Source organism: Pseudomonas kulmbachensis, from assembly GCF_963681935.1.
Classification (GTDB): Bacteria; Pseudomonadota; Gammaproteobacteria; order Pseudomonadales; family Pseudomonadaceae; genus Aquipseudomonas; species Aquipseudomonas kulmbachensis.
On sequence record NZ_OY817088.1, the window covers coordinates 78,513 to 90,470 of the forward strand.

Consider the following 11,958-nt stretch of genomic DNA (forward strand, 5'->3'; position numbering starts at 1 on the left):
CCTCCACCCCCTGGAGCCTATATGCCACGTTGCTTCTGGTGTTCAGAAGATCCGCTGTATGCCGCTTATCACGATCAAGAGTGGGGAGTGCCGTTGCGCGACGCGCATGGGTTGTTCGAGTTGTTATTGCTCGAAGGGTTCCAGGCGGGTTTGTCCTGGATCACGGTTTTAAAGAAACGCGATCACTATCGCAAGGTCATGTTCGGCTTCGATGTGCAGCGTTTGGCGGCCATGACGGATGCTGAAATAGAAGCGTTGTTGCTGGATCCGGGGATCATTCGCAATCGTTTAAAAGTGGCTGGCGCACGGCGCAATGCCCAGGCCTGGCTGGCGCTGGCCAATCCTGTCGAGTTTTTATGGTCGTTTGTGGGCGGTAAGCCGAAGATCAACCATTTCACCGAACGTCATGAGTTCCCGGCGGTTACGCCCCAGGCTGAAGCCATGAGCAAAGCCCTGAAAAAAGCCGGATTTACGTTCGTCGGCCCGACCATTTGCTATGCCTTTATGCAGGCCAGCGGTATGGTCATGGACCACGCCACTTATTGCGACCGTTACGCTGAACTGGCAAACGGCGGTTAGAATACGGGCCACTTGCAAAACCTGATGTGGGAGCGGGCTTGCTCGCGATGCAGGCAACACGGTTTTTCAGAAAGACCGCAGTGATGCAATCGCGAGCAAGCCCGCTCCCACAAAGTCATTATTTGTTGTGGGAAAACCCTGTGGAAAAGTTTAAAGGTGCCTTGCTGGTCGGGGCTTTGCGGTTGTTTGCCATGCTCCCGTGGGGCGCGGTGCAACGCGTGGGGTCGGCCATCGGCTGGCTGATGTGGAAACTGCCCAATCGCTCACGCGATGTGGTGCGCATCAACCTGGCCAAATGCTTTCCTGAAATGGACCCGGGCGCCCGCGAGCAACTGGTGGGTCAAAGCCTGGAAGATATCGGCAAAAGTCTGACCGAGAGTGCTTGCGCCTGGATTTGGCCAGCCCAGCGTTCCATCGACCTGGTGCGTGAAGTCGAAGGCCTGGACGTGCTCAAGGACGCCCTGGCCTCAGGCAAGGGTGTGGTCGGCATCACCAGCCACCTGGGCAACTGGGAAGTGCTTAATCACTTCTATTGCAGCCAGTGCAAACCGATCATTTTCTATCGCCCGCCCAAGCTCAAAGCAGTGGATGAATTGCTGCAAAAGCAACGGGTCCAGCTGGGCAACCGCGTGGCGGCATCGACCAAAGAAGGCATCCTGAGTGTCATCAAGGAAGTACGCAAAGGCGGTCAGGTGGGCATTCCGGCTGATCCGGAGCCTGCAGAGTCGGCGGGTATCTTTGTGCCGTTTCTCGGCACCATGGCACTGACCAGCAAGTTTGTCCCCAATATGCTGGCGGGTGGCAAAGCGGTGGGGTATTCCTGCACGCGCTGCGTCTGCCGGATGGCTCGGGCTTCAAGGTGATACTGGAGGCCGCGCCAGAAGACATGTACAGCACCGACACGGCAACCTCGTGCGCAGCCATGAGCAAGGTGGTCGAGAAATATGTACGCGCTTACCCGAGCCAGTACATGTGGAGCATGAAGCGCTTCAAAAAACGCCCGCCGGGTGAAGCGCGCTGGTACTAGTAAGGCCACAAACTTTGTAGCCGCTGGCGCAGGTTGCGATAAGGGCCGCAGGACCTTCAATATCCGGGGTCGCTGCGCCACCCATCGCAGCCTGCGCCAGTGGCTACAAGTGAAGAGTCAAGGCTGCTGTTTATCCAGCTTCTTCAAAAATACCGTCATTTCCTTTTCGGCCTGCTTGTCGCCGTGGGCCTGCGCTGCCGCAATCCCCTGCTCCCACGCCAAGCGCGCCGCGGCACGATCATCCGCCGCCAAATGCGCCTTGCCCAGCAGCTTCCAGGCTGCGGAATACTTGGGGTCAAAGCCTACGCAACGTTGCAGATGCTCCGCCGCCTTGAGGTTATCCCCAAGGTCGAGATAACCCTTGCCCAGACCAAAGCGCAGTAATGAGTTATCCACACCCTTGGCGAGCATTTTCTCCAGTGACTCCAGCATCCCTGACTCCTTAGAAAAAACTCAAGCCCACGTGGAACAGCTTCTCTACGTCGCGAATATGCTTTTTATCCACAAGGAACAAAATCACATGGTCGCCGGCATTGATCACTGTCGAGTCGTGGGCAATCAGTACTTCTTCGTCGCGAATAATCGCGCCAATCGTGGTGCCCGGAGGCAGATGGATTTCGCCGATGCTGCGACCGATCACCTTGCTCGATTTCGAATCACCGTGGGCAATCGCTTCGATGGCCTCGGCCGCGCCCCGGCGCAATGAGTGCACGCTGACGATATCGCCCCGGCGCACGTGGGCCAGCAAGGTGCCAATGGTGGCGAGCTGCGGGCTGATGGCGATATCAATTTCGCCGCCCTGAATCAGATCCACGTAGGCCGGGTTGTTGATGATGGTCATCACCTTCTTCGCACCCAGGCGCTTGGCCAGCAACGAGGACATGATATTGGCCTCGTCATCGTTGGTCAGGGCCAAAAATACGTCGGCGTCCGCGATGTTTTCTTCAAGCATCAAGTCGCGGTCCGAAGCACTGCCTTGCAGCACCACAGTGCTGTCGAGGGTGTCGGACAAATAGCGGCAACGCGCCGGATTCATCTCGATGATCTTGACCTGGTACCGGCTCTCAATGGCCTCGGCCAAGCGTTCGCCAATCTGCCCGCCACCAGCAATCACAATGCGCTTGTAGCTTTCATCCAGACGGCGCATTTCGCTCATAACGGCGCGAATATTGGCCTTGGCGGCGATGAAAAAAACCTCATCATCCGCTTCGATGACCGTATCGCCACGGGGCGTAATCGGTCGGTCGCGTCGGAAAATCGCCGCAACCCGTGTATCCACATTCGGCATGTGTTCGCGTAGCTGGCGCAACTGCTGACCAATCAACGGGCCGCCGTAGTACGCCTTGACCGCCACCAACTGCGCTTTGCCTTCGGCAAAGTCGATCACCTGCAAGGCGCCGGGGTGTTCGATCAGGCGCTTGATGTAATTGGTCACCACCTGCTCGGGGCTGATCAATACGTCGACCGGGATTGCGTCGTTATCGAACAGCTCTTCGCCGCGTGTCAGATAAGCCGCTTCGCGTACCCGGGCGATTTTGGTCGGGGTGTGAAACAGCGTATGAGCCACCTGGCACGCGACCATGTTGGTCTCGTCGCTGTTGGTCACGGCCACCAGCATGTCGGCGTCATCCGCACCTGCCTGACGCAGCACATTGGGCAACGAGGCGCGGCCCTGCACGGTGCGAATATCGAGGCGATCACCAAGATCGCGCAGGCGCTCACCATCGGTGTCGACCACGGTGATGTCGTTAGCTTCGCTGGCCAAATGTTCTGCCAGCGTTCCGCCGACCTGGCCTGCGCCGAGGATGATGATTTTCATGCCTGCAATCCCTAATCCGTTAGCCGCGAGCGGCAGCGATCTTGATCAATTTGGCGTAATAAAAGCCGTCGTGTCCGCCCTCTTGTGCCAGTAACTGGCGGCCGTGGGGCTGCTTGATGCCGAACTGCCCGGCGATATCCAGCTCCCGGGCACCCGGAGTACGGGCCAGGAACGCTTCAATCACTTCAGTATTTTCGGTCGGCAATGTCGAGCAAGTGGCGTAGAGCAAGATGCCACCCACTTCCAGGGTAGGCCACATCGCGTCCAGTAATTCGCCTTGCAGGGTGGCGAGCGCGGCAATGTCGTCCGGCTGGCGGGTCAGCTTGATGTCCGGGTGACGGCGGATAACCCCGGTTGCCGAGCAGGGTGCATCGAGCAGGATGCGCTGGAACGGCTTGCCGTCCCACCAGGTGGCGGTGTCGCGACCGTCGGCGGCAATCAGCTCGGCGCTCAGGCCCAGACGCTCAAGGTTTTCGCGTACACGCACCAGACGCTTGGCTTCCAGATCGACCGCCACCACGCCAGCCAGTGCAGGTTCTACCTCCAGAATGTGGCAAGTCTTGCCGCCTGGGGCGCAGCAGGCGTCGAGTACGCGCTGGCCCGGGGCCAGATCCAGCAAGTCGGCGGCCAGTTGCGCGGCTTCGTCCTGCACGCTGATCCAGCCTTCGGCAAAGCCCGGCAGGCTGCGAACGTCGCAGGCCGCAGCCAGTACGATACCGTCCTGGCTGAAGACGCAAGGTTGGGCTTCGATACCAGCCTCGACCAGCAATTGCAGGTACGCATCGCGGCTGTGATGACGGCGGTTAACCCGCAATATCATTGGCGGGTGTGCGTTGTTGGCCGCGCAAATAGCTTCCCATTGCTCAGGCCAAAAAGCCTTCAGGGATTTTTGCAGCCAGCGCGGGTGAGCGGTACGCACCACCGGGTCATGCTCAAGCTCCGCCAGCAAGCCTTCGCTCTCGCGCTGGGCGTTGCGCAACACGGCGTTGAGCAGGGCTTTGGCCCAAGGTTTTTTCAGCTTGTCGGCACAACCTACGGTTTCGCCGATGGCGGCGTGGGCCGGAATGCGGGTGTAGAGCAGTTGATACAAACCTACCAATAGCAGCGCTTCAACATCAGCGTCGGCGGCCTTGAATGGCTTTTGCAGCAGCTTGTTGGCCAGCGCCGACAAGCGTGGCTGCCAGCGGGCGGTACCAAACGCCAGATCCTGAGTCAGGCCGCGATCGCGCACCTCAACCTTGTCCAGTTGCAGCGGCAAGGAGCTGTTGAGCGATGCTTTGCCGTTCAACACTGCAGTCAGTGCCTTGGCAGCGGCCAGACGAGGGTTCATTGGGCGTTTTCCGTATGACCGAGGGTGATGCCGACAGCGAATTTCTCACGGCGACTGTTGAAAAAATCACTGAAGTTCAGCGCTTTGCCGCCAGGCAATTGCAGACGTGTCAGGCACAACGCGCCTTCACCGCAGCCGACGATCAGACCGTCCTTGCTCGCGGCAAGAATTTGCCCCGGTGCGCCCTGGGCGTCAGCTACGGTCGCGGCCAGCACTTTCAGGGCTTCGCCATTGAGCGTGCTGTGACAGATCGGCCATGGATTGAAAGCACGGACCAGACGCTCCAGCTCAACCGCCGGGCGGCTCCAGTCGATACGTGCTTCATCCTTGTTCAATTTGTGGGCGTAGGTGGCCAGGCTGTCATCCTGCACTTCACCTTGCAGTGTGCCAGCCGCCAGCCCGGCAATGGCCTGGATCACGGCGGGTGGGCCGAGCTCGGCCAGACGGTCATGCAGGCTGCCACCGGTGTCATTGGCGGTAATCGGGGTGACGGACTTGAGCAGCATCGGGCCGGTGTCCAGACCCGCCTCCATGCGCATCACGGTCACGCCGCTTTCACTGTCGCCAGCTTCGATGGCGCGCTGAATCGGCGCCGCCCCGCGCCAGCGTGGCAGCAAGGAGGCGTGGCTGTTAATGCAACCCAGACGCGGAATATCCAGCACCACTTGCGGCAGGATCAGGCCGTAGGCCACCACCACCAGCAAGTCCGGGTTGAGTGCGGCCAGCTCGGCCTGAGCTTCGGGCGCGCGCAGGGTTGGCGGCTGCATCACCGAAATATTGTGTTCCAGTGCAAGTTGTTTGACCGGGCTTGGCATCAGCTTTTGCCCGCGCCCGGCCGGACGATCCGGTTGGGTGTATACCGCGACGATCTCGTAAGGGGTGCTCAGCAACGCCTTGAGGTGTTCAGCGGCGAATTCTGGGGTGCCAGCAAAGACGATGCGCAGTGGCTCAGTCATGGGTTACTCACTTGGAATGGGATGCGCGGGGGAAAACATTTCTAATGTGGGAGCGGGCTTGCTCGCGATTCAGACAACTCGGTCTATCAGTGAGGTCGAGTTGATCCTATCGCGAGCAAGCCCGCTCCCACATAGAAGAGGCCTGTAGCCGATGGGAGGATCAAGCGTTCTGGCGGTGCAGTTTTTCCAGCTTCTTCTTGATCCGGTCGCGCTTGAGCGTAGACAGGTAATCGACAAACAGCTTGCCGTTGAGGTGGTCGCATTCATGCTGAATGCACACGGCCAGCAGGTCTTCGGCAATCATCTCGAACGGCTTGCCGTCACGGTCCAGCGCTTTGATCTTGACGCGCTGCGGGCGATCAACGTTTTCGTAGTAACCCGGCACCGAGAGGCATCCTTCCTGATACTGGCCCATCTCGTCGCAGAGGATTTCGAACTCGGGGTTGATGAATACCATTGGTTCGCTGCGGTCTTCGCTCAGGTCCATGACCACGATGCGTTTGTGCACGTTGACCTGAGTGGCGGCCAGACCGATGCCCGGCGCCTCGTACATGGTTTCAAACATGTCATCGATCAACTGACGGACTTCGTCGTCCACAACCGCCACGGGTTTGGCGATGGTACGCAGACGCGAGTCTGGGAATTCGAGGATGTTCAAAATAGCCATAAGTTTGATTGGTGCACTGTGTGAAAGATTCAAAAACGGTTGTCAGGTGGGTCCTGTGGACTCGAGCAACCTGTGCAAAACGTCTCCTTCAGAGAGAACCCGCTCGGGCTCTGGCGTTTCACGCGAGTGCACATAATAAAGGGATTCACCCGCGGATGAAACGACTAGCTGCCGCGCTGCACGGCCGCATGTCTCAATTTGAAACCAACGTGCGCAGCCTCTCGCTAACGTTCAACTAATGTTGGGTTTCTACGGGCATTTTCAAGCATCACTCGGGTGCTCAAACCGGCCCTTGTCCGCGTTTGCTAAACAACTTGTCAACAGACTTATCCACAGCTTGTTCCTCATATCCAGATGGAATAACCGATCAAGGATGATCCCATGCCGCTGTCAGAAATATCCCCGTCAGAGCTTGAAGCCCGCTTGCGCTTGCACCGCCTGCCCGAGCTTGGGCCGCGGCGTTATTACAGCCTGTTCAGTGCCTTCGGTTCGGCCAGTTCGGCGCTCAGTGCACCTGCCAGCGCCTGGGGTGCACTGGGGCTGCCCGCCGCGTGTGCCCAGGCGCGGCGCAGCCCTGAAGTTCTCGATGGTGCAAGCGCTGCATTGCGCTGGCTTGAGGGCTCCGGGCAGCATGTGCTGCTGCATGACCAGGCCGATTACCCGGCACTTTTGAGTGAACTGAACGATGCTCCACCGCTGTTATTTGTAGCGGGCGAGCCTGGGATTCTGGAAAAACCGCAGTTGGCGATGGTCGGTAGCCGACGTGCTTCACGGCCAGGTCTGGATACAGCCGCAGCCTTTTCCGCAGCCTGGCCGGGGCCGGTTTTGTAATTACCAGCGGGTTGGCGTTGGGGATTGATGGTGCCGCGCACCAGGCTGCCCTGGACGTTGGAGGGCAGACGGTAGGCGTGTTGGGCACGGGTCTGCAAAAACTTTATCCACAGCGCCATCGGGCTCTGGCGGATGCGATGATTGCCAACGGTTGCGCGGTGGTTTCGGAGTTCCCCTTGGACGCCGGGCCGCTACCGGCGAACTTCCCGCGGCGTAATCGAATCATCAGCGGTTTGGCCCTGGGCGTGCTGGTGGTCGAGGCCAGTGTTGCCAGTGGCTCGCTGATCACCGCTCGCCTGGCCGCCGAGCAGGGGCGCGAGGTCTATGCCATTCCCGGTTCTATCCACCACCCTGGGGCACGTGGCTGTCATCAGTTGATCCGTGATGGCGCGACTCTGGTTGAAACCGTGGAGCACATTCTGGAAGGCCTGCGAGGCTGGCGCTCAATGCCGTTATCCACCCCTCCTTTGTTTACACCAAGCTGTCATCCATTAGTGCAATTGTTGCAGGCAGCACCTCACACCAGTGAAGCCTTGGTCAACGCCAGTGGTTGGGACCTGCCCCGATTGCTGGCAGCGTTGACCGAACTTGAACTGGCGGGGCATGTCGTGTTGGAGGGCGGGCGTTGGTTTGCCCGCGCCAGCTAAGTACACTGCGCGCAGTACATATCTGGAGACATTCAATGATCAGCACCTGGCGCGTCCAACAAGCTGCAAGAGCCATTCGCGCGGGCGCGGTGATTGCCTATCCGACTGAAGCGGTCTGGGGTTTGGGCTGCGACCCGTGGGATGAAGACGCGGTCGAGCGGTTGCTGGCGATCAAATCGCGGCCTGTGGATAAAGGCCTGATTCTGGTGGCAGACAACATTCACCAATTCGACTTTTTGTTTGAAGACTTCCCGCAGGCATGGATCGACCGTATGGCCAGCACCTGGCCTGGGCCGAACACCTGGTTGGTGCCGCATCAGGGCTTGCTGCCCGACTGGATCACCGGGGTACATGACACCGTGGCGCTGCGTGTGAGCGATCATCCACTGGTGCGAGAGCTGTGCGCGTTGGTGGGGCCGATCGTATCGACTTCGGCTAACCCGGCGGGCTTGCCGGCGGCGCGCACACGCTTGAAAGTCGAGCAGTATTTCCGTGGGCAAATTGATCATGTGCTGGGCGGGAATCTGGGCGGGCGTAAAAACCCGAGCCTGATCCGCGATCTGGCGACGGGCAAGGTTGTGCGCCCGGCTTGAGCAAAACCTGTAGCCGCTGTCGTAGGCTGCGATAAGGCCCATAGGGCCTTCAAGATTGTAAAAATCTACGACCCCTTCGGGCTCGATCGCAGCCTGCGGCAGCGGCTACAAGGTTTCGATCAAGGCAACAAAATGGTCGAGCCCGTGGTGCGTCGCGCCGACAGCTCAGTGTGAGCCTTGGCCGCGTCACTCAGGGCAAAACGCTGGCTGATATCAACCTTGATAGCGCCACTGCGGATCATCGCAAACAGCTCATCAGCCATCGCCTGCAGGTTTTCGGCGTTATTGGCGTAGCTGGCCAACGTCGGCCGGGTCACGTACAGCGAACCCTTCTGCGACAAGATCCCCAGGTTCACACCGGTCACCGCCCCTGACGCATTGCCAAAGCTGACCATCAAGCCGCGGGGTGCCACGCAATCCAGCGAGGTCAGCCAAGTGTCTTTGCCGACACCGTCGTAGACCACCGGGCACTTCTTGCCGTCGGTCAATTCCAGCACCCGCTTGGCGACATCTTCGTGGCTGTAGTTGATGGTTTCCCACGCGCCCAGCGCTTTGGCGAGAGCAGCTTTTTCGTCCGAGCTGACCGTACCGATCAGCTTCACACCCAGCGCTTTTGCCCATTGGCAGGCAATCGAACCGACGCCACCTGCTGCCGCGTGAAACAGGATGGTTTCGCCGGCTTTGAGTTCATACGTCTGACGCAGCAAGTACTGGGTGGTAAGCCCCTTGAGCATCACGGCAGCGGCATGCTCGAACGAAATGTCGTCGGGCAGCTTCACCACATTGGCGGCAGGCAACACATGCAGCTCGCTGTACGCACCCAGCGGGCCGGTGCCGTAAGCCACGCGGTCGCCGACTTTCAGATTGCGCACTTCACTGCCCACCGCATCGACAATACCTGCCCCTTCGTTGCCCAGCCCGGATGGCAGCTCAGGCAGCGGGTACAAGCCGCCACGGTAATAGGTATCGATGAAGTTCAGGCCGATAGCCTGGTTGCGTACCCGCACTTGCTGAGGGCCCGGTTCGGCGGGTTGGAAGTCAACATACTCAAGCACTTCCGGGCCGCCGTGGGCCCGAAACTGGATACGCTTAGCCATCTGCACTTTCCTTGCTGATTTGACGAAGCCACTATCCAACGCTTAAGCGTGATCTTCGTCAACAGCGATGAAGCAGGGTGCAGTGTTATGCTAGCGGCCCTTTGCCGCCGGCCCCGCTCAGAACGAAGTGCCGCGTCGCTTTGCCCGATTTAAGGTGATGTCATGACTACTCGCACCGAGGCTGTAAAAGCCTACCTGCTCGACCTTCAAGACCGCATTTGCAACGCACTGCAAACTGAAGACGGCGGCACGCAATTCGTCGAAGACGCTTGGCAACGCCCAGCGGGCGGTGGCGGTCGCACTCGTGTGATTGAAAACGGCCACGTGATTGAGAAAGGCGGCGTCAATTTTTCTCACGTGTTTGGCAGCGGCTTGCCGCCGTCCGCAAGTGCCCATCGCCCGGAACTGGCGGGCCGTGGTTTTGAAGCCTTGGGCGTGTCGCTGGTGATTCACCCGCACAACCCCCATGTGCCAACATCCCACGCTAATGTGCGGTTTTTCATCGCGGAAAAAGAAGGCGAAGAGCCGGTCTGGTGGTTCGGTGGCGGTTTTGACCTCACCCCGTACTACGCCGTTGAAGAAGACTGCGTGCACTGGCACCGCGTGGCCGAGCAGGCGTGCGCGCCGTTCGGTGCCGATGTATACCCGCGCTACAAGGCCTGGTGCGACACCTACTTCCACATCAAGCACCGCAACGAGCCCCGTGGTATCGGCGGCCTGTTCTTCGATGACCTGAACGAGTGGGATTTCGACACCTGTTTCGCCTTTATTCGTGCCATTGGCGACGCCTATATCGACGCCTACCTGCCGATCGTCCAGCGCCGTAAAAACGACGAATACACCGCCCAACAGCGTGAATTCCAGGAGTTCCGCCGTGGCCGCTACGTTGAATTCAACCTGGTCTATGACCGTGGCACCTTGTTTGGTTTGCAATCGGGCGGACGCACCGAGTCGATCCTGATGTCGCTGCCACCCCAGGTGCGCTGGGGCTACGATTGGAAAGCTGAGCCGGGTAGCCCGGAAGCGCGTCTTACCGAGTACTTCCTGCAAGACCGCGACTGGTTAGCCAACGCCTGATATTGCCCGAGGAGTTTGCCTGATGGACCGTTACGTCGTTTTTGGTAACCCGATTGCCCACAGCAAATCCCCGGTACTGCATCGCCTGTTTGCCGAGCAAACAGGCCAGGTCATGCAGTACGACACGTTGCTTGCGCCGCTGGATGATTTTGCAGGCTGTGCGAGAGCGTTCTTTCTAGAGGGCTGCGGTGCCAACGTCACCGTGCCGTTCAAGGAAGAGGCATACCGTTTGGCGGCCCAGTTGACTCCCCGGGCGCAACGCGCAGGCGCGGTCAACACGCTAAGCAAACAGGCCGATGGCAGCCTGCTCGGGGATAACACTGACGGCGCCGGTTTGGTGCGCGATCTCACGGTCAATGCCGGCTTCAGCCTTCAGGGCAAACGCATTCTGATCCTGGGCGCGGGCGGAGCGGTACGCGGCGCATTGGAGCCGATCCTGGCCGAAGGCCCGGCTTCAGTGACCATCGCCAATCGCACGGTGGAAAAAGCCGAAGTGCTGGCCGAACTGTTCAGCGACCTGGGGCCTGTGGCCGCCAGTGGTTTTGACTGGCTGCGTGAGCCGGTCGACGTGATCATCAATGCCACCTCCGCCAGCCTCTCGGGTGAAGTCCCACCGATTGCCAGCAGCCTGATCGAGCCGGGCAAAACCCTGTGCTACGACATGATGTACGGCAAGGAGCCAACACCGTTTTGCCTCTGGGCCAGCGCGCATGGCGCGGGCCAGGTGATGGATGGTTTGGGGATGCTGGCCGAACAGGCAGGCGAAGCGTTCGACCTATGGCGCCGTGTGCGCCCGGACACGGCCCCGGCGTTGGCTGAGTTGCGCCGGTTGCTGGCGCTGTAGCCAACCCTCACCCCAGCCCTCTCCCTGAGGAAGAGGGTTGGGGTGAGGGGCTTTAAACGAGGTACTTCTGCAACGAATCAACGGCTATCACGCCCATCTCTATTTTGATCCGCCCACCATCGCCCCGGCCTGCCGCTTGGCCGAAGAAGGCACGCGTCTGTTCAACCTGCAAATGGGCCGCGTCCACGAGCGCCCGGTCGGCCCGCACCCGGACTGGAGCTGCCAACTGGCCTTCGGTCCCGGATTGATCGGCGCGGTCCTGCCGTGGCTGGCGCTCAATCGGCGCGGGCTGGTGGTGTTTTTGCACCCCGATACCGGCAACGACCTGCTGGATCACACCGAGCATGCGATCTGGATGGGGGCTATTCGGCCGTTGGACTTGTCTGTTTTTTGATCAATCGAGAACGGGATTGAATTTTTTTCGGCCCCCGAAAAGTCTGTTGTTTTCAACTGCAAGCAATCCCCTGATAGCCCCACGCTATAACGGCTGA

11 protein-coding genes and 3 pseudogenes are annotated in these 11,958 nt (G+C 59.7%); 8 read left to right on the top strand and 6 right to left on the bottom strand.

The genetic code is table 11. The features are described 5' to 3' along the window. The first annotated feature begins 21 nt into the window (after positions 1–21). Both U5A05_RS00385 and U5A05_RS00390 read left to right on the top strand, forming a co-directional pair. On the top strand, positions 22–579 hold the full coding sequence (locus tag U5A05_RS00385; RefSeq protein WP_321835164.1) for a DNA-3-methyladenine glycosylase I: 558 nt from the start codon (positions 22–24) through the stop codon (positions 577–579). A gap of 140 nt (positions 580–719) precedes the next feature. Then, positions 720–1,606 (top strand): annotated as a pseudogene (locus tag U5A05_RS00390) (lysophospholipid acyltransferase). A 117-nt stretch (positions 1,607–1,723) separates the two neighbouring features. Here U5A05_RS00390 and U5A05_RS00395 read toward each other — a convergent pair. The 5 genes from U5A05_RS00395 to def form a co-directional block, all read right to left on the bottom strand. After that, on the bottom strand, positions 1,724–2,038 hold the full coding sequence (locus U5A05_RS00395; RefSeq protein ID WP_321835168.1) for a hypothetical protein: 315 nt from the start codon (positions 2,036–2,038) through the stop codon (positions 1,724–1,726). A gap of 10 nt (positions 2,039–2,048) precedes the next feature. Continuing rightward, positions 2,049–3,425 carry a Trk system potassium transporter TrkA gene (gene trkA, locus U5A05_RS00400; RefSeq protein WP_261740345.1) on the bottom strand — a complete coding sequence of 459 codons (1,377 nt, stop codon included), beginning with the start codon at positions 3,423–3,425 and terminating at the stop codon, positions 2,049–2,051. Positions 3,426–3,444: 19 nt separating this feature from the next. After that, complete coding sequence (rsmB, locus tag U5A05_RS00405) at positions 3,445–4,755, bottom strand: 16S rRNA (cytosine(967)-C(5))-methyltransferase RsmB (RefSeq protein ID WP_261740346.1); 1,311 nt, start codon at positions 4,753–4,755, stop codon at positions 3,445–3,447. Then, positions 4,752–5,711 (bottom strand): methionyl-tRNA formyltransferase, encoded by a 960-nt coding sequence (gene fmt, locus U5A05_RS00410; RefSeq protein ID WP_321835171.1) that lies wholly within the window; start codon positions 5,709–5,711, stop codon positions 4,752–4,754. Before fmt ends, rsmB begins: the two co-directional genes overlap by 4 nt. Positions 5,712–5,871: 160 nt before the next feature. Next, positions 5,872–6,378, bottom strand: coding sequence for a peptide deformylase (def, locus tag U5A05_RS00415; protein ID WP_261740348.1), 507 nt, complete (start codon positions 6,376–6,378; stop codon positions 5,872–5,874). 381 nt (positions 6,379–6,759) lie between these two features. Here def and U5A05_RS24240 point away from each other — a divergent pair. The 3 genes and pseudogenes from U5A05_RS24240 to tsaC all read left to right on the top strand — a co-directional run. Then, positions 6,760–6,846: pseudogene (locus tag U5A05_RS24240) on the top strand (hypothetical protein); the annotation flags it as partial. Positions 6,847–7,011: 165 nt separating this feature from the next. Continuing rightward, positions 7,012–7,856, top strand: a pseudogene (gene dprA / locus U5A05_RS00420) (DNA-processing protein DprA). A 35-nt stretch (positions 7,857–7,891) separates the two neighbouring features. Further along, positions 7,892–8,449 (top strand): L-threonylcarbamoyladenylate synthase type 1 TsaC, encoded by a 558-nt coding sequence (gene tsaC / locus U5A05_RS00425; protein WP_261740350.1) that lies wholly within the window; start codon positions 7,892–7,894, stop codon positions 8,447–8,449. A 119-nt stretch (positions 8,450–8,568) separates the two neighbouring features. On the opposite strand, the gene U5A05_RS00430 is transcribed toward tsaC, so the two are convergent. Beyond that, positions 8,569–9,546, bottom strand: coding sequence for an NADPH:quinone reductase (locus tag U5A05_RS00430; protein WP_321835174.1), 978 nt, complete (start codon positions 9,544–9,546; stop codon positions 8,569–8,571). A 162-nt stretch (positions 9,547–9,708) separates the two neighbouring features. On the opposite strand from U5A05_RS00430, the gene hemF reads away from it, so the two are divergent. From hemF to U5A05_RS00445, 3 genes are all read left to right on the top strand, one after another. Continuing rightward, positions 9,709–10,623, top strand: coding sequence for an oxygen-dependent coproporphyrinogen oxidase (hemF, locus tag U5A05_RS00435; RefSeq protein WP_261740352.1), 915 nt, complete (start codon positions 9,709–9,711; stop codon positions 10,621–10,623). A gap of 22 nt (positions 10,624–10,645) precedes the next feature. Beyond that, complete coding sequence (aroE, locus tag U5A05_RS00440; protein WP_321835206.1) at positions 10,646–11,467, top strand: shikimate dehydrogenase; 822 nt, start codon at positions 10,646–10,648, stop codon at positions 11,465–11,467. 67 nt (positions 11,468–11,534) lie between these two features. Beyond that, positions 11,535–11,861: a DOPA 4,5-dioxygenase family protein gene (locus U5A05_RS00445; RefSeq protein ID WP_321836558.1), complete on the top strand. Its 327-nt coding sequence runs from the start codon at positions 11,535–11,537 to the stop codon at positions 11,859–11,861. The last annotated feature ends 97 nt before the right edge of the window (positions 11,862–11,958 follow it).

Coding starts and splice junctions, on each gene's coding strand:
- tsaC (WP_261740350.1), top strand. CDS start 7,892: ATGATCAGCACCTGGCGCGTCCAACAAGCTGCAAGAGCCATTCGCGCG.
- U5A05_RS00430 (WP_321835174.1), bottom strand. CDS start 9,546: ATGGCTAAGCGTATCCAGTTTCGGGCCCACGGCGGCCCGGAAGTGCTT.
- fmt (WP_321835171.1), bottom strand. CDS start 5,711: ATGACTGAGCCACTGCGCATCGTCTTTGCTGGCACCCCAGAATTCGCC.
- U5A05_RS00385 (WP_321835164.1), top strand. CDS start 22: ATGCCACGTTGCTTCTGGTGTTCAGAAGATCCGCTGTATGCCGCTTAT.
- def (WP_261740348.1), bottom strand. CDS start 6,378: ATGGCTATTTTGAACATCCTCGAATTCCCAGACTCGCGTCTGCGTACC.
- aroE (WP_321835206.1), top strand. CDS start 10,646: ATGGACCGTTACGTCGTTTTTGGTAACCCGATTGCCCACAGCAAATCC.
- rsmB (WP_261740346.1), bottom strand. CDS start 4,755: ATGAACCCTCGTCTGGCCGCTGCCAAGGCACTGACTGCAGTGTTGAAC.
- hemF (WP_261740352.1), top strand. CDS start 9,709: ATGACTACTCGCACCGAGGCTGTAAAAGCCTACCTGCTCGACCTTCAA.
- U5A05_RS00395 (WP_321835168.1), bottom strand. CDS start 2,038: ATGCTGGAGTCACTGGAGAAAATGCTCGCCAAGGGTGTGGATAACTCA.
- trkA (WP_261740345.1), bottom strand. CDS start 3,425: ATGAAAATCATCATCCTCGGCGCAGGCCAGGTCGGCGGAACGCTGGCA.